The organism is Mesorhizobium sp. M0771, assembly GCF_040320155.1.
Classification (GTDB): domain Bacteria; phylum Pseudomonadota; class Alphaproteobacteria; order Rhizobiales; family Rhizobiaceae; genus Mesorhizobium.
Window position 1 is genome coordinate 294,068 of the sequence record NZ_JAMYPC010000005.1, and the last position, 17,284, is coordinate 311,351.

Annotated in this window: 21 protein-coding genes and 1 tRNA gene; 15 read left to right on the plus strand and 7 right to left on the minus strand. The window is 61.8% G+C overall.

Annotated features, from left to right (window positions below):
- The first annotated feature begins 128 nt into the window (after window positions 1-128).
- Complete coding sequence (locus tag NKI05_RS10700) at window positions 129-1,292, plus strand: alpha/beta hydrolase (RefSeq protein WP_031205366.1); 1,164 nt, start codon at window positions 129-131, stop codon at window positions 1,290-1,292.
- A gap of 21 nt (window positions 1,293-1,313) precedes the next feature.
- On the opposite strand, the gene ade is transcribed toward NKI05_RS10700, so the two are convergent.
- Window positions 1,314-3,125: an adenine deaminase gene (gene ade, locus NKI05_RS10705; RefSeq protein WP_023735347.1), complete on the minus strand. Its 1,812-nt coding sequence runs from the start codon at window positions 3,123-3,125 to the stop codon at window positions 1,314-1,316.
- A 345-nt stretch (window positions 3,126-3,470) separates the two neighbouring features.
- On the opposite strand from ade, the gene NKI05_RS10710 reads away from it, so the two are divergent.
- The 5 genes from NKI05_RS10710 to NKI05_RS10730 all read left to right on the plus strand — a co-directional run bounded on the left by NKI05_RS10710 (window position 3,471) and on the right by NKI05_RS10730 (window position 7,354).
- Window positions 3,471-4,217 (plus strand): alpha/beta fold hydrolase, encoded by a 747-nt coding sequence (locus tag NKI05_RS10710; protein WP_155929602.1) that lies wholly within the window; start codon window positions 3,471-3,473, stop codon window positions 4,215-4,217.
- 129 nt (window positions 4,218-4,346) lie between these two features.
- The gene (locus NKI05_RS10715) at window positions 4,347-5,009 is read left to right on the plus strand and encodes an outer membrane protein (RefSeq protein WP_023691195.1); all 663 of its coding nucleotides are present in this window, start codon (window positions 4,347-4,349) and stop codon (window positions 5,007-5,009) included.
- Between the two features lie 128 nt (window positions 5,010-5,137).
- Window positions 5,138-5,223, plus strand: a tRNA-Leu gene (locus NKI05_RS10720).
- A gap of 747 nt (window positions 5,224-5,970) precedes the next feature.
- Window positions 5,971-6,162, plus strand: coding sequence for a hypothetical protein (locus NKI05_RS10725; protein ID WP_023667524.1), 192 nt, complete (start codon window positions 5,971-5,973; stop codon window positions 6,160-6,162).
- Between the two features lie 943 nt (window positions 6,163-7,105).
- On the plus strand, window positions 7,106-7,354 hold the full coding sequence (locus tag NKI05_RS10730; RefSeq protein ID WP_023695401.1) for a hypothetical protein: 249 nt from the start codon (window positions 7,106-7,108) through the stop codon (window positions 7,352-7,354).
- On the opposite strand, the gene NKI05_RS10735 is transcribed toward NKI05_RS10730, so the two are convergent.
- Window positions 7,351-8,214, minus strand: a complete 864-nt coding sequence (locus tag NKI05_RS10735) for an ATP-dependent DNA ligase (protein ID WP_023667527.1) — start codon at window positions 8,212-8,214, stop codon at window positions 7,351-7,353. The genes NKI05_RS10730 and NKI05_RS10735 overlap by 4 nt on opposite strands.
- 162 nt (window positions 8,215-8,376) lie before the next feature.
- On the opposite strand from NKI05_RS10735, the gene NKI05_RS10740 reads away from it, so the two are divergent.
- The 3 genes from NKI05_RS10740 (at window position 8,377) to NKI05_RS10750 (ending at window position 9,788) form a co-directional block, all read left to right on the plus strand.
- Entirely contained in the window at window positions 8,377-8,520 is a 144-nt protein-coding gene (locus tag NKI05_RS10740) for a hypothetical protein (RefSeq protein ID WP_245259867.1), read from the plus strand.
- Between the two features lie 724 nt (window positions 8,521-9,244).
- Window positions 9,245-9,433 carry a hypothetical protein gene (locus NKI05_RS10745; protein ID WP_023688348.1) on the plus strand — a complete coding sequence of 63 codons (189 nt, stop codon included), beginning with the start codon at window positions 9,245-9,247 and terminating at the stop codon, window positions 9,431-9,433.
- A 148-nt stretch (window positions 9,434-9,581) separates the two neighbouring features.
- Complete coding sequence (locus NKI05_RS10750; RefSeq protein ID WP_023815363.1) at window positions 9,582-9,788, plus strand: hypothetical protein; 207 nt, start codon at window positions 9,582-9,584, stop codon at window positions 9,786-9,788.
- A 143-nt stretch (window positions 9,789-9,931) separates the two neighbouring features.
- Here NKI05_RS10750 and NKI05_RS10755 read toward each other — a convergent pair whose 3' ends face one another.
- Window positions 9,932-10,903, minus strand: a complete 972-nt coding sequence (locus tag NKI05_RS10755; protein ID WP_023815364.1) for an ATP-grasp fold amidoligase family protein — start codon at window positions 10,901-10,903, stop codon at window positions 9,932-9,934.
- 89 nt (window positions 10,904-10,992) lie between these two features.
- Window positions 10,993-11,571, minus strand: coding sequence for an NUDIX domain-containing protein (locus NKI05_RS10760; RefSeq protein ID WP_023815365.1), 579 nt, complete (start codon window positions 11,569-11,571; stop codon window positions 10,993-10,995).
- Between the two features lie 143 nt (window positions 11,572-11,714).
- Here NKI05_RS10760 and NKI05_RS10765 point away from each other — a divergent pair, with 143 nt between their 5' ends.
- From NKI05_RS10765 to NKI05_RS10780, 4 genes are all read left to right on the plus strand, one after another.
- On the plus strand, window positions 11,715-12,812 hold the full coding sequence (locus NKI05_RS10765) for an NADH:flavin oxidoreductase/NADH oxidase (RefSeq protein ID WP_023667532.1): 1,098 nt from the start codon (window positions 11,715-11,717) through the stop codon (window positions 12,810-12,812).
- A gap of 124 nt (window positions 12,813-12,936) precedes the next feature.
- Complete coding sequence (locus NKI05_RS10770; RefSeq protein WP_023704570.1) at window positions 12,937-13,251, plus strand: SH3 domain-containing protein; 315 nt, start codon at window positions 12,937-12,939, stop codon at window positions 13,249-13,251.
- Between the two features lie 84 nt (window positions 13,252-13,335).
- Entirely contained in the window at window positions 13,336-13,614 is a 279-nt protein-coding gene (locus tag NKI05_RS10775) for a DUF982 domain-containing protein (protein ID WP_032891817.1), read from the plus strand.
- A gap of 59 nt (window positions 13,615-13,673) precedes the next feature.
- Entirely contained in the window at window positions 13,674-13,913 is a 240-nt protein-coding gene (locus NKI05_RS10780; RefSeq protein WP_023667535.1) for a DUF2188 domain-containing protein, read from the plus strand.
- Window positions 13,914-14,031: 118 nt separating this feature from the next.
- Here NKI05_RS10780 and NKI05_RS10785 read toward each other — a convergent pair whose 3' ends face one another.
- The 3 genes from NKI05_RS10785 to NKI05_RS10795 form a co-directional block, all read right to left on the minus strand.
- Entirely contained in the window at window positions 14,032-14,304 is a 273-nt protein-coding gene (locus NKI05_RS10785) for a hypothetical protein (protein WP_023688343.1), read from the minus strand.
- A gap of 65 nt (window positions 14,305-14,369) precedes the next feature.
- A complete protein-coding gene (locus NKI05_RS10790; protein ID WP_245261850.1) occupies window positions 14,370-15,173 on the minus strand; it encodes an alpha/beta fold hydrolase in 804 nt (267 codons plus the stop codon).
- Window positions 15,098-15,370, minus strand: coding sequence for a hypothetical protein (locus NKI05_RS10795; protein WP_245261852.1), 273 nt, complete (start codon window positions 15,368-15,370; stop codon window positions 15,098-15,100). The genes NKI05_RS10790 and NKI05_RS10795 overlap by 76 nt, the downstream gene beginning before the upstream one ends.
- A gap of 173 nt (window positions 15,371-15,543) precedes the next feature.
- On the opposite strand from NKI05_RS10795, the gene NKI05_RS10800 reads away from it, so the two are divergent.
- Together NKI05_RS10800 and NKI05_RS10805 are read left to right on the plus strand one after the other, a co-directional pair.
- Window positions 15,544-16,284: a competence/damage-inducible protein A gene (locus tag NKI05_RS10800; protein ID WP_023815366.1), complete on the plus strand. Its 741-nt coding sequence runs from the start codon at window positions 15,544-15,546 to the stop codon at window positions 16,282-16,284.
- A 98-nt stretch (window positions 16,285-16,382) separates the two neighbouring features.
- On the plus strand, window positions 16,383-17,216 hold the full coding sequence (locus NKI05_RS10805) for a universal stress protein (protein ID WP_023735339.1): 834 nt from the start codon (window positions 16,383-16,385) through the stop codon (window positions 17,214-17,216).
- Window positions 17,217-17,284: the final 68 nt, after the last annotated feature.

The following is a 17,284-nucleotide window of genomic DNA, read 5'->3' on the forward strand; positions in this document are numbered from 1 at the left end:
TCGCCTTGCGGCGACCGTCGCTGCGTGAGGTCGCGAATGCCGCTCGGCCCGATCACTTTCAACTGGACCGGGCCGGTCTCTGCCTCTACGACATTGAAATCGGCGCCAATGCGCCAGCGGGAGCCCGCGTGAACGAGCGTTGGAAGACTGTCCTGGTCCTTGCGTTCGCGCTCGCTGCCGCCGGCTGCGTCGGCCCGAACACCCATGACCTGTTGAACGAGACGACGGTTTCGGTGCCTGCCTCCGACATCGCGGCCACCCACGAAATCTTCGTCGCCACCACCCGCAAGCAGGCGACCAAGGACCCACGCCAGGTGTTCGATGGCGATCGCTCGCTGACCACCAGCTACGCCCGCGTCGACGTCACCGTGCCGAAGGTCCACCAGGTCGGCGCCATCGAGCGCGCCAAGGGCTCGGCCAATTCGAACCCGGCCAAGCAATTCACCGCCACCGACGTCGTCCACTATGGCGACGCCTCGCAATTCGCCAAGGCCGTCGGCGCCAACATCACCATGAATGGCGACCGCGCGCTGGTCTTCGTCCACGGCTTCAACAACGGCTTCGACGATGGGGTCTACCGGCTGACGCAGATCGCCCACGACACCGAATATCCGGGTACGCCGATCTTGTTTTCGTGGGCTTCGAGCGGCAAGACCACGGGCTATATCTACGACAAGGACAGCGCCAACGCCGCGCGCGACGACCTCGAGGCGACGCTCAGGATGCTCGCCAAGACACGGGTCAAGAGCATCGACATCATCGCGCATTCGATGGGAACCTGGGTGACGATGGAAGCGCTGCGCCAGCTGGCGATCACCGGCGACCGCGATCTCGACGGCAAGCTCGGCCGTGTCGTCCTGGCATCGCCCGATATCGATGTCGACGTCTTTAAGAAGCAGATGATCCGCTACGGCAAGCCCGACAGGCCGTTCGTCATCCTGCTTTCCGCCGACGACCGTGCTCTGCGATTGTCCAGCCTGATATCCGGCGACAAGCCGCGCGTCGGCGACTACGGCAACGCCGCCGACATCGCCAGCTACGGCGTCGTCGTGGCCGACCTCAGCCAGATCAAGGGCGGCGACCGCCTGAACCACGCCAAATTCGCCGACAACCCGTTCCTGGTGCAATTGCTCGGTGACCGTCTGCGCGCTCCAGCCGGCCTGGCATCGGACGAACCCACGCAGGGCCAGATCGACAATCTCGGCCGAGGCCTCGGCAAGGCAGTCGGATCCGTCGCCGAGATCATCATCACCACGCCATTCAAGGTGCTGACCATCGCCACCGGCGGATGAGAGCCAAGCACCGGGCTGATCTCAGATAAAAAGATCGACCTTCTGGAACGTCGTCACGTCGATCAGGCCGACATCGGAAATCCTGAGCTCCGGAATGACGACCAGCGCCAGCAGCGAGTGCTGCATGTAGGCGTTGTTGAGCGAGCAGCCCATCTTGCGCATTGCTTCGGTCAGTTTCTCGGCCTTGGCCGCCACGATTTCGGCGCGCTCGTCCGACATCAGCCCGGCGATCGGCATTTCGACCAGCGCAAGCTCCTTGCCCTTCGAAAACAGCACCACGCCGCCACCGACCTCGCCCAGCCGGTTGACGGCCAGCGCCATGTCTTCCTTGTTGGTGCCGACGCAGATGATGTGGTGGGCATCATGTGCGACGCTCGACGCCATGGCGCAGTCGCCCATATAGCCGAAGCCGGAGACGAAGGCATTGGTGACGCCTCCGGTGCCGCGGTGGCGCTCGACCAGCGCGATCTGGCAGATGTCGTTGCGGCGGTCCATGGCGACCAGCCCGTCCTCGACCGGCAGGTCGGCCTCCAGCGCCCGCGTCGGCGCCTGGTTTTCGATCACGCCGATGACCCGCACCCGCACCTCGTTGGCGCCCTTCGGCGCCGCAATGTCGAAGTCGCCTGGCTTCAGCTTCTTGCCGAGCTTGACGGTGTTCTTCGCCGATTTGGGGTAATCATAGGCCGGGATGTCGATCTCGAGCTTGCCGCCCTTGGCCAGCCTGATACCGCGGCCATAGACCTCGTCGATGGTCATGGCGGCAAGATCGGAGACGATCAGCAGATCGGCCAGCCGTCCCGGCGCGATCGAGCCGATCTCGCGCTCCAGCTTGAAATGCTGGGCGGTATTCAGCGTCGCCATCTGGATCGCCGTCACCGGCTTCAATCCCTGTTGGATGGCGTGGCGGACCACCCGGTCCATATGGCCTTCATGCACCAGCGTGCCGGAATGGCTGTCGTCGGTGCACAGGATGAAGTTGCGCGGGTCGAGACCGCTCTCGGTCACCGCCTTGATCTGCGAGGCAACATCGTACCAGGCCGAGCCCAGCCGCAGCATTGCCTTCATGCCCTGGCGCACACGGGCGATTGCGTCCTCGGCGCGCGTGCCTTCATGGTCGTCCTCCGGCCCGCCGGCGACATAGCCATGGAACGGCAGGCCGAGATCGCGCGACGCATAGTGGCCGCCGACCGTCTTGCCGGCCTTGATCGTTGCGGCGATCTCGCCCGACATGACCGGATCATTGGCGATGACGCCGGGAAAATTCATGACTTCGCCGAGCCCGATGATGTTTTCCCAGGTCATCGCTTCCGCGACATCGGCGACCGTCAGTTCGGCCCCGGCATGCTCCAGCCCCGGCGCGGACGGCACGCAGGATGGCATCTGGACGTGCACGTTGATCGGCATGGCGACGGCCTCGTCATGCATCAGCCGCACGCCGGGCAGACCCAGCACATTGGCGATCTCGTGCGGATCGATGAACATCGAGGTGGTGCCGTGCGGGATGACGGCGCGGCAGAACTCGGTCACCGTCACCATGCCGCTCTCGACATGCATGTGCGCGTCGCACAGGCCGGGCACGAGATAGCGACCGCCGGCGTCGACCACCTTGGTGCCCTGGCCGATGGCATGGCTGGCATTCGGCCCGCAATAGGCGAAGCGGCCGCCTGATATGGCGATGTCGGTGCCGGCTATGATTTCGCCGGAGTGCACGTTCACCCAGCGGCCGTTGCGAATGACGAGATCGGCAGGCTTGCGCCCCGTCGCGACGTCGACCAGATGCGTCGCCATCTCGGTCCAGGGCTTGGGTTTCGTCGCCGACGGCTGCTTGGCCATGAAAGACTCCTGTTTGCCAGACTGTGCCAAGCCGGCAAGGTTTTGGCCAGCGATCACGGACGAAATCCGCTCGATGATCGGCGGATGCGCTGCACCCGTTCACACCGGCGAGCGTCACGGCGGTCATTCAGTTTGGCTTGTGCCGGCACTTATGCTACTATTCTGCCGACGGTGCTGATTTGCGCCGACGACCCGCCGCGAGGCGGGTTTTTGTTGTGATGAGGCCGAAACCTCCTGAGGTGAAGTCATGACCCGGTTCCTGAAAGCCTCGTCACCCTGTTCCTGATCTCGGCCGGCTTTGCATCCGCCGAGGAACGTTGGCAGACCTTGCCCGAACCGGCGGCCATGCCCAAGCCTGAACAGAGCGGATATGCGCCGGTCAACGGCATTCAGATGTACTACGCCGTTTTCGGCGCCGGTGATCCGATTCTCCTGATCCATGGCGGCCTTGGCCATGGCGACATCTGGGCAAGCCAGGTGGCGACCATGTCCAAGACGCATAAGGTTATTATCGCCGACAGCCGCGGCCATGGCCGCTCTACCCGCACCGAGCAGCCTTACGGCTATGACCTCATGGCGTCGGACTATCTTGCGCTGCTCGACTATCTCAAGATCGACAAGACCGCTCTTGTCGGCTGGAGCGACGGCGGCATTATCGGCATCGACATCGCGCTGCATCATCCGGAGCGGCTGACAAGGCTCTTTGCGCAGGCCGCCAACGTCACCACCGATGGCGTCGATCCGGGTGTGCTGACCAACAAGACCTTTGCCGCCTATATCGACCGCTCGGGACGCGACTACAAGAAACTGTCGAAGACTCCCGACCAGTACGATGCCTTCGTGGCGCAGATCAGCCACATGTGGGAGTCGGAGCCGGCCTGGACCAAGGAACAGCTCGGCAAGATAACCACGCCGACCGCGATCGTTGCCGGCGACCATGACGAGGCGATCAAGCGCGAACACACCGAATACATGGCCTCCGTCATTCCGGGCGCCAAGCTCATCATCCTGCCCAACGCCAGCCATTTCGCCATGCTGCAGGCGCCGGACGAATATAGCAAGGCGGCGCTGGACTTCATCGACGCCAAATAGCGCCTCCCAAGATAGAGCACCCAGCGCAGCAACGGGTGCTTCCGATTGTTGAACAATGGGTTCCGTTTTGCGGCGAATAGGATTACCTTCCGGCAAGGCGCCTTCTGAACCGCCTTTTCGGAGAACTCGATGCGGTGTCTGACGATTGCCAGTGCCGGATTTCTGATCGCTCTGGCCGCGCCGGCATTCGCCGCCGACCCGATGGCGGTGCCGATGACCGAACCAGGCTTCGACTGGACCGGCTACTATGCCGGCCTGCAGGCCGGCTACGGCTGGGGCCAGTCCGACATATCAGTGACGGAAGGCGCGCCGTTTTCCATCTCGCCCGACATTGACGGCGGTTTCGTCGGCGGCCATGTCGCCGGCCTGTGGCAGTTCGATCAGGCGGTGCTCGGCGCCGAGGCGGAGCTCAATTATTCCGCCGTCGACGGTACGGCGGTATCAGGCCTTGGAAGCACATTCCGCACGGACATCAAGTGGTTCGGATCTGTAAACGCCAAAGCGGGCTTCGCCATGGACCGCGTGCTGGTCTATGGCGTCGGCGGCGTCGCCTTTGCCGGCATCGAAACGTCGCAAGTCGCGGGCGCGTCGTTCGCCGGCACACGCACGAATGTCGGCTGGACCTTGGGCGCCGGCGTTGACTATGCGCTGACCGACAAATTCATCGTCGGCGCGCAATATCGCTATTACGATTTCGGCTCCGAGCACTATGACGTGGCGGAACCCTTCAACGATCGGGATCAGGATGTGAAACTGAACGCGGTCGGTATCAATCTCAGCTACAAATTCTGAGCGTTCTCGGCGACTGAGATTTTCGCGACAACCAACTGTTTTGCCATCACGAACCACCTTTCATGAGTCCGACACTCGGCAAAAGATGGCTTGACGGGTTTTCGCTGGCGTCTGAAAAGGGCTGGCCTGCGGACGTGGCGGAATTGGTAGACGCAAGGGACTTAAAATCCCTCGATCTCTGATCGTACGGGTTCGATTCCCGTCGTCCGCACCATTTGAAATGCTTAGGATTTGTTCTGTAAGAACTCACTGGCTACCATAGAAAAGGCTGACGCGGGTAGCAACTGAAGAGGTTTAACACTCTTGCTGGAATACCTGCTGCAACACTCCTGTCGGTAGCGACCGACCGCGCGGGCCAGGTCAAGGCACTCCCTTAGGAGCCGGCTGGGGCCGCAGCGGCCTTAACCCGGTGGGCATGCTCCGTCGCGATTTTAAGAAGAGTTGCGGCCGTTTCCTGTGGCGTCCAACCTTGCGCTTCTGACGCAGTCACCAAGGCCGCAAACGCGGCTTCTAATGCGACTTCACAGTTCACCCCACGGTCTGGGCTATCCTCTGGCAATATCGGGGGTTCGACGGATTGGGACATGGTGACTTCTTTCAAAGGGGAAAACCCGCCGCCCCAGCCTTTTGCCACTTGAAAATTTCAGCAAAGGATCATTCCAGCTATCAGCAGCGTGATTAGAACTGACAACGGCACGGCCAGAAGACCGACCAACTCAACATTTCTTGTGTTTTGTCGCTTGTCCATCTTCGTCGCCCGCATGTCGTTGGCTTTGGCATCTTGCCGTCAACGTGCAGCTGTTGGAACCAACCACAAGTGCCGCTGATCGGAGATTCAGTCGGTGCTGCATATTAGCAACACATTGTGGAACGATCGGGCGGCATCAGCCAATTGCTTTTGAATGCGCTTGCACTTGCTTCGTACGATTCCGTACAGTTTCCCCCATAGGGGAGGCGGCCGATGGACCATGACGAGGAAGGCTACAGCATTGACGCCTTCGATTTCGATGTGGTGTGCGAGACCTTCAGGAGATCCGTTCGGGAGTTGAACCTGGCTGAAGAGCATTGGGTAGACCACGCGAAGGCGCTGCTACGGGAATTCACCGACAGCGCACCTGATGACGACATGATTAGCCGGATCGTCGGGCGCTAGTGGCCTATACAGCGGTAGTTGGTTAGAATCGTACCCCGGTCCTGCCACGGAAACCTTTTCCAAGGTTTGCCGCGTCATAGAGGCATCACAGAAGCTCCTGGAACAGATTGCCCAGCGCGGAGGGCCCTATAACGAAAAAGCTCGCCACCGTGAGGCAGCGGGCAGTTTTGGGAGAAACAGAAATGGGAACAATGGACCCCCGAATTGCCAACGGGCCATCGCCAATGCCGTCAGAGAGCCCTGCCTGGACGTGTGGCGTCCTGTCCGGCCCTCGCCATTGATTTCGTCGGCAAGCTTGTCTTTGGCCTCGTGATAGGTCTTGAAGTTGGCATCGGGATGGCAATCGCCGGCTGCCAAGGAGGCCGGCCGCTGGCCGACCCATCAGTTAGGCGTCCGTAGCCAGAGCGTTATAAAGCAGCAAACACGCCAGGATAGGAACGCCGCTGCCTAGCAGCTGGTCTGCCGTGAGGCCGGAAAAATAGACAAGATGAAACGTCACCATCGCTCTACCAATCACGGTTCGGAACACTGCCGAATTAACCGTTGGCCGACGCTAATGTTCCGCTCTGGACTCACTACCGCTTTGGAAGAATCCTGCATCAGCGCCCCGCCGACCTTGATCTCAACGTCCGTGCCACAAGGCTTTCCTTCGTTCGCATGGTTCGCAGAGATTAGCACGATCGCATACTCTCATCTCATCCGGCGTCGTCTCCCTCACAAAGCAGCGCCGGTAAGGCTCGGCGACCTTCTTGTTTGTCCGTGTGCCAAAGGAGGTCGCCGGGCCTGCCGTTGCTCATCTTTGCTGGTGGTTGCTCCTGATGCTGCGCTTGGCGCCGTCGCCCTACTGCTACCTGCGGGGTAAGGCCGGCGAGCCCTCTTGTCAGGCAGTCCGGCATGTAGGATTATAGTCCTCGTTGCGGCGACCCCTCAATGGAGAGCGCCAATGGCCAGAACCAAACCTTCGGAACAACTTTCCCGGGCTGAAATCGAGCGCTTCCTGGCGGCAGCCGAAGCGCTGCACAAGAGCATCGTCGGGCCGCTCCTGGCGTACCACGGCGAGCACTACCAAGCTCTACGTAAGGTCCATGGACCCCTGTTGAAGTCGATCGAGACCATCACCGGCCAGAGGGCGAAGTTCATCCAGTGGAACGGGACAGGACCGGCACAGCCCCGGGACAAGCCTCCGGGCTAAGTCTCCTCCCGGAAATCCAGCAGCTTGGCATGGCGAAGCTTCTCCTCGCCCTTTAGGAACCGCACGCGGCCGACCAGGCCCGGCTTTAGCCATTCGGCCTTGTCACTCTTGAGCCCTTTCGGCGCCGGCCCGCCAATCTTGCCTTGCACGCGGTCCCATAGGCGCTGGCGCTTGTCCGCCTTGAAGGTGACGAAGGCGCCGCCGGCATAGTGGCCTTTGTCGGCCATCAGCACCATGGCAGGCTTGCCGGCCTCGCGCTGCACGCCGATGATGTCCATCTCCTTTTCGGCATAGCACTTGATCTTGCGCCAGTTCGTCGTCGGACCCGACCGATACTTGCTGCCCTTCCGCTTTGAAACGATACCTTCAAGCCCAGCCTGGTCGACCAGATGAAAGACGGCGTCGCCAGTGCCCGGCATCGCTTCGCTGAACTGAATTCGGCCGCCGTCCGGGATCAACGCCCGGAGTATCTCGCGACGGTCTTCCACCGGCGTGTTCCGCAAGTCATGCCCGTTCAGGTGCAAGAGGTCGAATGCTAGCAGATACAGATCGCGCGAAGGCTTGCGGCTGGTCGCGGCTGATTGATGCGCATGGAAGTCGGATAGGCCAGCCTCATTGATCGTAATGGTCTCGCCGTCGATGATGAAGTCTTTCGCCTCGATCGCTTCCGCCTCACCGGCAAGTTGGATGTAGCGGCCCGTCCAATCATAACCGTTCTTGGTGATCAGCCGAATCCCGTCATCATCCTTGATGACCTGGGTGCGGTAGCCATCGAATTTGATCTCATGAATCCAATCATCGCCCATCGGCGGCGTGTCGACCAGTTCGGGTTCCATGGGCTTGATGAATTTCAGACGCATGCACTGACTCTCAGAACTGCGACTTCAATTAGCAATTGCTAAATTAGTTCCGGAACATTTTAGACGAATTGGATGTTTGAAGGGCTATGAAGATCGAAGCCGACCAATGCCGGGCAGCGCTGACGCTCATCCGGCGCACAATGGAAGAACTGTCCTCCTGGCGTGCTGCCGAGCGAAGAGATGGTCAATGGGCTCTATGGTCCGGAACTGATCCATGAGGCGGAAGCCATTGCCGCCGGCATCGTCGCAACCATTGACCAGCTGCAATTGCCCGTGATGAAACCGCCGTCCCCTAGTATCAAATAGAGACCGACACAGGGAAGGTCGCTTGGCCGCGCGATCGTGGGCTCGCAACGACCGGCGAGGCGATGCCGGCCTCACCAAGGGTTACAGCCCCTCGACCAGCAGCGAAGGCGGCTCGCGGCAGTGCAACGCCCGAAGTGTTTCGAGACGACGATGTCCACCGAGCGTAGCCAGCGCGCGTTGTGCTGCACAAGGACCGAGGCAGCGGCACGGCCGCCCGGGCTACTCCAAAGGCGGCTCTTCGCTCTGTGGAGCCAAAACGGTGATATCCATCCTGGCGATTGTCGATGCGGCGCGCCCCTGGGCGCCAGAAACCGTGTCGCCACTTTCTGCCGCCATTGCCTTGGCGCGATGTCCTACGCTGTCTGCGCTTTTGCCTGGCGCAAATCCTTCGCCCGGTTCTGTCTTTGCGGGTTTCGGTCGAGTTTCAGCTGCCTGCCGATGTTGGTTTCCAATCGCCGAGACCATTGATACCTCCCCTTGATGAGGCCGCGACTGTACCTGTCAAGGCTGTAGCGAGGCTGATCACTTAAGTGGTCGGGTTGCGCCCGCTCGTAGTGGCCCTCCGATCACTGGGCTCTCGATGCCTTGGCGCTCGCGGACGTCTGGTCGGGTGGGAAGTTCAAACTCAGCCGCCCTTTGCGGCACCGGTTTCGCCCGACAACTAGGAACGATTTCGGCCGCCATGTGTTACGCAATCATGAATCTCGCGGATCCCGGATCAACAATGGCAACCGATCTTTTCACGATGCAACTCGCTGATGCTCAGCAGCGCATCAAACAGACCGAGTTCGCGCTGGTACTCAGCGAGAAAATGGTGGCTGAGAACCTCGCTTTATCCAGCAGGATACGATCGGCGAGGCGGCGTGTCCTGAAGGCCGGAAGGCCTCTGGCGACAGTCGACTCAACAAGCTGAAAGATTTTGTCAAATGATCTCGACCCAGTCGGGACGTGGGAGAGCTTCCTGATACCTTAGCGGCAATCGGCCGAGTCGCCGCAGGAACCAAAGCGCTCGGCACGGTTTGGTGTTCCGAAGGGACCGCAACCCAAAAGGAAGCGCAACAATGGACCTGATGAACTTGGAACTGGCCAGAGCCCGTCAGCGCGTCGGCCGGGCAAAGTTGGATCTCGAACGAGCCGAAAACTTGCTGGACGAAGATTGCGGCGTCGCTATCGATCTCGCCTTGTGTTGCCGAATCCGATCTGCGCAAAGGCGCATGGTCGAGACCAGGCAGCGGCTCACGAAGATTGATCCCAGCAGGACGAATTGACCGCTACGGCTCAGTTGAGACGGCACTTCGAAATCACGACTCCCTGCTGAGCTATCAGTTTCCCTCGATCTCTAATCGTATGGGTTCTCCGCACCACCCTTCGCTCTTCGAGCTTCGGGTAGCACGCCACCAAGGCAGCCATCTCAAACGTCGAGATAGCCGGCGGCGACGAGCATTGCCTTGTACCGTTGGGCAAATCGGCTGGGCAAACGACTGAGGTAACCTGACGCGCCAATATCCCAATGCTCGCCCAGTTCGCGGTCGAAGGCAGCCGGGTCGAATTGCAGCAAGCCGCTGCGTGGGTAGACCGTGAATTCTCCGAAGATCGGCTCCCCCTCCTCCTCGTAGAAATCGACACGCACCATGTCGAACTCGCTGCCGAGCGCCTCGGCTGCCTCGATCATCCGCGCCAGGCTCTTGGGAGGGGGAATTTCCAGGCTCGAGTCGATCGCGCCCTGGGCAATGTTCAGCGGGCGCCAATCGCGATCCAGGTGGGCGGTATTCTTGACCGTGGAACGGAAGGCGACGACGACGATGTAGGCGACGCGGCCAGCCAGCACACAGAATTTGTAGTCGACCGGGTCATAGCCCTGGTCCTTGCCCACAAGTGCTTCGACGAAAACCCGCCGCTCTATGTGCGCATAGCTGCGCTCCAGCTTGCGGGCGCCATAGGTTTGGCCAAGGTATTCCGTCATCTCGGCAATGATCGCCTCCCGGTCGGCGTTGGCCGGATCGCGAACGATGACATTCATGGCGCAACCGTGGTTGCATTTGACGGCGTAGGGGATTTTCAGGTCATCGAAGGGGATCTGGCGCGGATCGTCGCCCTGCCACAGCACCTCCGGGATGGCGAGCCCGGGAAGCCGCTCCCTGACGATTTCCTTGGACTTGAGCTTGTCGAGAAGGCCGATAAAGCGAGGATCGTCATCGAAAATCTTGCGCCAGTGGACCTTTTCCGTGAACGTCACCGGGGCTGCAAAATTCGGCAGATGCCGCATTCGCTCAAGGAAACGCTGGGTCAACCGGCGATAGCGGACAAGCAGCGCGGCGTTCAGCAACAGGAGAGATGCCCGCGCGCTGTTTCGCTTCAGCCATGCCTTTGCGCCACGCGCCATTCCGGTGTCCTTGCAACCTGCGCAACTTCATCCGCGAAGTGGACGTGCCACCCTGCCCGCAGCAGTGAGGCACGTCGAGCTTCGCCGAGCTAGCCCTTCATCGGGTACAGTTTCAAATGCTGGATCAGGATGATCGTCTTGGCGTCGATGATGCGGCCGTCTGAAATGCCGGCCAGCGCTTCATCAAGAGGCATTTCCAGAACCTCGATGTCCTCGCCCTCGTCGGCCGCGCCGCCGCCGGCCGAGATGCGGTCGGCGGGTGAATAGCGCGCCACGAAGAACCACAGCCGTTCGGTGACGCTGCCCGGGCTCATATAGGGGGAAAACAGCCGCTCGATGTTCTGTAGGCGATAGCCGAGCTCTTCCTCGGCCTCCTTGAGGATGGCGGTTTCGGGATCGTTTTTGTCGAGCAGGCCGGCGCAGGCCTCGATCAGCGGTTCGCGGTGGCCGGTGACGTAGGCGGGGTAGCGGAACTGCCGCACCAGAAGCACCGTCTGACGCTCGGGATCGAAAGGCAGGATCACCGCGCCGTCGCCACGATCGTAGGTCTGGCGAATCTGCCTCTCCCACTGCCCGTCGCGCCGGCGATAATCGAGGACGGTCTTCTTCAGGACCGCCCAGTCGTCGGACAGGACTTCCTCCGAGCGGATGCGGATACGATCTTCCATGATGAGCTCCAAGCTGTCGGCGCCATGGCGTAACCGCGAACGGTTTTGCGCGCAACCGAAACGGCGAAGCTTTCACCGCCTCGTGTCTGGTGCCGGCAACTGCCATCGCCTAAATAGCTGCAGTCCCTCTCCGGAGTTTTTTGATGACCGCAGCGCTTTTCCAGCCGATCGCCCTCGACGGCCTGACCTTTCCGAACCGTATCGCGGTGGCGCCGATGTGCCAGTATTCCGCCGAAGACGGCTCGGCCAGCGACTGGCATCTCTATCACTGGATGAACCTGGCGATGTCGGGCGCCGGCATGGTCACCGTCGAGATGACCGACGTCGAACGGCGCGGCCGCATCACCCATGGCTGCCTCGGCCTCTATTCCGACGACAACGAGGCGGCCGCCCGGCGCACGCTGGATGCAGCAAGGCGCGTCGCCGCGCCGGAAACGAAATTCGGCATTCAGCTTGCCCATGCCGGCCGCAAGGCATCCAACCGAAAGCCCTGGGAAGGCGGCGGCCCATTGCAGCCGGGCGAGGATCCCTGGCAGACCGTCTCGGCCTCGGCCATCGCCTATGACACCGGCTGGAATGTGCCGCATGCGCTGGAGGAGGATGAAATCCTGCAGCTTATCGAGCGCTTCACTCAAGCCGCGAGGCGGGCCGAGCGCGCCGGCTTCGACTTCCTCGAGCTGCACGCCGCGCACGGCTATCTGATCTTCCAGTTCCTGTCGCCGCTTTCCAACCAGCGCACCGACCGCTGGGGCGGCTCGCTGGAAAACCGCATGCGTTTCCTCATCGAGATCGCCAAATCGGTGAGGAAGGCAGTTCCAAACCTGATGCTTGGCGCCCGCCTGTCGGTGAAGGACTGGGTCGATGGCGGCTTCGAGGTCGACGAGGCGATCGAGGTGGCCAAAGCCTTGAAGGCGCTTGATGTTGCCTATCTCTGCTGTTCGAGCGGCGGCAATTCGCCGTTGCAGAAGCTGCCGACCGGCCCCGGCTATCAGGTGCATCTGGCCGAAGCGGTGCGCAAGGGCGCCGGCATCCCGACCCGGGCTGTCGGCCTGATCGACGATCCCGCGCAGGCAGAGGCGATCGTCGCCGACGGCCGCGCCGACATGGTGGCGCTGGCCCGCGCCTTCCTCGCCGATCCGCGCTGGGGCTGGCGCGCCGCCGCCACCTTCGGCGAGAAAATCCATCCCGCGCCACAGCTCGCCCGCTCGGTTACGACGATGCAGCATTGGACGAAGGGCTGAACAGGCAGCGCCGACGGATGCGCCAAACGCATCTGCTGGACAGATTGCCGCAGCTTCGCTTTAATCCGCCCGCTATAGTCCCTGGGGGCAGGCCGCCTTGGCGGCCGGATTGGGAGCAAAGTCCATGGCATCAAGGGCAATCTATCCGGCGGCAGCCGCTCTGGTGGTCGCACTGTCGTTCGCCGCGTCGTCTCCGGTCGGCGCGCAATATTGCGAAGGCACGGTGCACGGCCTGTCCAGGCACTACGATCTCGATACTGGCAGCGGGTTTCTCGCCGTGCGCGCACGGCCGAACTTGTCGTCGCGCATGATCGGGCAATTGTTCAATGGCGACCACACCGAGATTTTCGACCGCCGCGGCAACTGGTACCAGGTCGAAATCGGCGGACGGACCGGCTGGGCCAACGCCCGCTGGCTGCGCAACGACTGCGGTTACTGAGACCAACGATTGCTGTTGGTGAGACGTTTGGGCGCAGGCTGACGGCCATTTTTGCAACCATATTGGCTGCTTTGCGTTGCGGCCATCATGGATAACAAACCTTTTGAAACCCCGGTCGTGGTCGAACTCGGCCATGTCGGCAAATATCGCCAGATCCGCAGCACCCAAGAAGCGGCGGAGTGTCTGATGACGGTGTGGCCGCTCAACCGCGGCCCGCGCCATCGTGATGCTCTCGACACTTGCCTCAAAGTGCTGGAAGGTTATCGTTCGACGGCCGATGCACGCAGGGCTTTGATCGAAGCGGCCAAGGAATCGGAAGTGCTGGTTCCCGAAGACCGGCTGCCAGACGCCAAGTTGCATTGAAGCCCAAATGGCATTGAAAAACGGGCCGCATTGAGCGGACGGACGAACCGGAGGATTTCATGGCGAAGCTGACTTACAAGATCGTCGAGCATGACGGGGGCTGGGCCTACAAGGTCGGTTCGACATTCTCGGAGACATTCCCGACCCACCAGGATGCGCTGCGCGCCGCCGAGATCGCCTCGGCCGAACAGCAGATCGCCGGCGCCACGGACGGCATCCAGTATGAGGATGCCGAAGGCAAGTGGCACGACGAACTGGCCGACGGCCGCGACCGGCCGCAGACCGAAGTTTCCGACTGATCCTTGCCCCTCAGCTTTCGCTGCCGGCCATGGATGCTCGCCTAAGCAATTCCCTTGGGAATTGCGTGTCAAAACAAACAGGGGGACATCCTGCCGGTCAGTCGAAGCCGCGGCTTGATCACTTGCCGCAATATTGATCGTTCACGTTGGGCCTCACATTTCCATAGGGTCCTGACGGGTCGGAGGCGCACGGCCCCGTAGCGCCGCCATAGCCTTGGCTGCCGTCGGCATTGATGCTGCCGGTGGTGCTCTGGTCGACGGTCGATGACTGCTCGTTCCCGAACGGCCACCAGCTGTGATGGTTGGAATACGTGCTGTCCGATGACTGCGCCATCGCCGATGTGGCAAGACCGATCGTCAGCACGGATGCTGCAAAAACTTTCCTGTACATTGAATTACTCCGTATCCGCCGCCTTGGGTGCGACACGGGGTAAAACCGGATATCAGCCGAATGGTTCAGTGAAATTGTTGTGAGGCTGTGGTGAGGTCTTGGCCGGCGAATGTCCGCTCGGCAATGCGCTTGATGAAGGCGATGACGCGGTCCGGCTCGACGAATTGCGGCATGTGGCCGAGGCCTTCGACCGTCTCGAAATCGAGCCCTTCGATCCTGTCCTTCATCGGCTCCCCATGTATGCGCATGGCGATGACGCGATCGGCTGTCCCGAAGAAAATGCCGGCCGGCATGGCGATCTCTTCATAGCGCTCTTCGATGCGGCCAAGATCCTGTTCGACCGCTACGAAATCGGTGGAGGTTGCATGGAAATGGCTTGGCCTCAGCCCGAGCCATCCGCCGCCATCGATCATGTAGTCGGCGGGAACGGCCTGCGGCGCGAAGATGAACTCCAGTGTCTGCCGCGCATATCTGAGGCTTGTCGGTATCGCGACGGTGTAGGCCATGATCCAGCGCCAAAGCCGCGAACGGATATAGAGCAGGCCCGCTTTCTCGCGGGCGCCGGCTTCCAGATGCGTCAGCGGCGCCAGCAAAGCGATGCCGGAAATCGCGCCGGGATGCTCCAAGGCCAGGGTCAGCGCGACGGCGCCCCCCAGCGAGTGCCCGACCACGAGCGGCCTTTCCAGCGCGAGCGTTTCGATGAAGCGCCCTATGATCTCGGCCTGCTCAGGCAAGCGGCCGGTGGCTCCTTTGGCCCGCACCGAATAGCCCGATCCCGGCCGGTCGAGCGCGATCAGCCGGCAACCGGGGCCGAAGCGGTTGAACAGCGTGTGCTGGAACTGATGAAGCTGGGCGCCAAGTCCGTGCACGAACAGGATCGGCCGTCCCTCGCCGTTTCGACATAATGGATGCGGCTGCCGTCGATCTCGACGAAGTTTCCGCTGGCCGGCACCAGCCTTTCGGCCTTGGCGGCAATCCAGAGCGTTGCCGCGACCAGGCAGGCTACGATGACGAGAGCCAGCACGGACAGGCCGGCAACAAGCCACAGCAGAATCGATACCAGCATGTTTCACCCGGGAGCGGACCGGCGCGCACCATCACCCACTGACGAACGCTCGGCAAGGCAGATGGCGGCTTGTGTCGGCATTGCCGCCAGTTCGATGTCGCGCTATCTCAGGCGACCTTCTTTCTGCCTCAGGCGACCTTGTCTGCCAACGGGCCTGTTTGCCGGAGCCTTCCATGCCTGAAATCGTCACTGCCGCCATGCTTGTCATCGGCGACGAGATTCTGTCCGGCCGCACCAAGGATAAAAATATCGGCCACCTCGCCGATATCATGACGGCTATCGGCATCGACCTGAAGGAAGTGCGGATCGTTCCCGACGAGGAGGACGAGATTGTCGCTGCGGTGAATGCCGTACGCGCCCGCTACACCTATGTCTTCACCACCGGCGGCATCGGCCCGACGCATGACGACATCACCGCCGATTCGATTTCCAAGGCTTTTGGGGTGCCCTGCGAATACGACGCCAAGGCCTATGCCATGCTGGGCGAGAGCTATGCCGCGCGCGGCATCGAATACACCGAGGCCCGCAAGCGCATGGCGCGCATGCCGCGCGGCGCCGACCATATCGACAATCCGGTCTCCGTCGCGCCCGGCTTTCGCATCGGCAACGTCCATGTCATGGCCGGCGTACCGGCGATTTTCCAGGCCATGCTCGACAATGTCGTGCCGACGCTGAAGGCCGGCACCAAGATGCTGTCGGCCACCGTCCATTGCCCGTTCGGCGAAGGCCTGATCGGTGGTCCCCTGGGCGATATCCAGAAGGCGCATCCCGACACCATCATCGGCTCGTATCCGAAATATGGCGACGGCAAGTTCTGGACGGAGCTGGTCGTCCGCGCCCGCAGCCAGGAGGCGCTGGATTCGGCACGCAAGGACGTCGAGGCGATGGTGGCCGGCTTCACCGCCGCCAATTGACCCTGGGTTCGCGGCCCATCGCCGGGCCGGAACCAAGCACCGCACTCCCACGTTTTCCCTCGGGCGCAGCACGCGCCGGCAGATTTGAGGGATTTCGCATGCGCTTCAAGACCATCGTCGCCATATTGCAGAACGAACAGGACGCCGAACGCGTGCTCGACTGCGCCATCCCGCTTGCCGACCGGTTCGAGAGCCATCTCATCGGCATCCATGCCGAAGCGCTGCCCGTTCCCTACACCTCGGCAACCGGCTTCCCCGACACCGAGTTCCTGCAGGTCTCCGCCGACATGAACCGCGAGCGCGCCGAGAAATTGCAGGCGCTTTTCGTTCGGCAGATCGAGAATTCCGGCCTTTCCTTCGAATGGCGCAGCCTCGAGAGCTTTTCCGGCGACAGCGCGCTGACGGGTATTTCCAGCGTGCGCGCCGCCGATCTGATTATTGCCGCGCAGCGCGAGACCGGAGGCGACCAGAGCGCCGATGTCGACACGCTGGTTTACGATGCCGGCCGGCCGGTGCTGGTGGTGCCGCATGAGGGGCCGTTGGTCACCACATTCAAACATGTGCTGCTGGCCTGGAACGGCAGCAAGGAGGCGGCGCGTGCCGCCTTCGACGCGCTGCCCTTCATCATCGAGGCCGAGAAAACCGACATTCTGGTCATCGATCCGCCGGATACGCTGGATGACAACCCGGAAGCCGCCGGCGCCGAGATCGCCGCGGCACTCTCCAGGCATGGCGCAACGGTCAGCGTGTCGGTGCAAAAATCGGGCAATGCTTCGGTCGATGACGTCATCCAGACCCGGATCGCCGAGACCGGAGCCGACCTTCTGGTGCTCGGCGCCTACAGCCATTCCTGGCTGCGTCAGCTTTTGTTCGGCGGCGTCACGCGCACCGTGTTGCGCAGCGTGCCGGTTGCGGCCTTTTTGTCGCGGTAACTCCACAGACTGGCCCCGCCCTTGCCAATGCCCTGACTTTCCAGTTAATTCCGCGCGCATTCCACAAT

Excerpts from the sequence above, each read along its gene's own strand:
- NKI05_RS10780 (WP_023667535.1), top strand. The coding sequence starts at position 13,674 with ATGGCGAAGCTGACTTACAAGATCGTCGAGCATGACGGGGGCTGGGCC.
- ade (WP_023735347.1), bottom strand. The coding sequence starts at position 3,125 with ATGGCCAAGCAGCCGTCGGCGACGAAACCCAAGCCCTGGACCGAGATG.
- NKI05_RS10800 (WP_023815366.1), top strand. The coding sequence starts at position 15,544 with ATGCCTGAAATCGTCACTGCCGCCATGCTTGTCATCGGCGACGAGATT.
- NKI05_RS10760 (WP_023815365.1), bottom strand. The coding sequence starts at position 11,571 with ATGGAAGATCGTATCCGCATCCGCTCGGAGGAAGTCCTGTCCGACGAC.
- NKI05_RS10755 (WP_023815364.1), bottom strand. The coding sequence starts at position 10,903 with ATGGCGCGTGGCGCAAAGGCATGGCTGAAGCGAAACAGCGCGCGGGCA.
- NKI05_RS10805 (WP_023735339.1), top strand. The coding sequence starts at position 16,383 with ATGCGCTTCAAGACCATCGTCGCCATATTGCAGAACGAACAGGACGCC.
- NKI05_RS10735 (WP_023667527.1), bottom strand. The coding sequence starts at position 8,214 with ATGCGTCTGAAATTCATCAAGCCCATGGAACCCGAACTGGTCGACACG.
- NKI05_RS10750 (WP_023815363.1), top strand. The coding sequence starts at position 9,582 with ATGGACCTGATGAACTTGGAACTGGCCAGAGCCCGTCAGCGCGTCGGC.
- NKI05_RS10715 (WP_023691195.1), top strand. The coding sequence starts at position 4,347 with ATGCGGTGTCTGACGATTGCCAGTGCCGGATTTCTGATCGCTCTGGCC.
- NKI05_RS10745 (WP_023688348.1), top strand. The coding sequence starts at position 9,245 with ATGGCAACCGATCTTTTCACGATGCAACTCGCTGATGCTCAGCAGCGC.
- NKI05_RS10795 (WP_245261852.1), bottom strand. The coding sequence starts at position 15,370 with ATGCTGGTATCGATTCTGCTGTGGCTTGTTGCCGGCCTGTCCGTGCTG.
- NKI05_RS10785 (WP_023688343.1), bottom strand. The coding sequence starts at position 14,304 with ATGTACAGGAAAGTTTTTGCAGCATCCGTGCTGACGATCGGTCTTGCC.
- NKI05_RS10730 (WP_023695401.1), top strand. The coding sequence starts at position 7,106 with ATGGCCAGAACCAAACCTTCGGAACAACTTTCCCGGGCTGAAATCGAG.
- NKI05_RS10725 (WP_023667524.1), top strand. The coding sequence starts at position 5,971 with ATGGACCATGACGAGGAAGGCTACAGCATTGACGCCTTCGATTTCGAT.
- NKI05_RS10770 (WP_023704570.1), top strand. The coding sequence starts at position 12,937 with ATGGCATCAAGGGCAATCTATCCGGCGGCAGCCGCTCTGGTGGTCGCA.
- NKI05_RS10765 (WP_023667532.1), top strand. The coding sequence starts at position 11,715 with ATGACCGCAGCGCTTTTCCAGCCGATCGCCCTCGACGGCCTGACCTTT.
- NKI05_RS10710 (WP_155929602.1), top strand. The coding sequence starts at position 3,471 with ATGCCCAAGCCTGAACAGAGCGGATATGCGCCGGTCAACGGCATTCAG.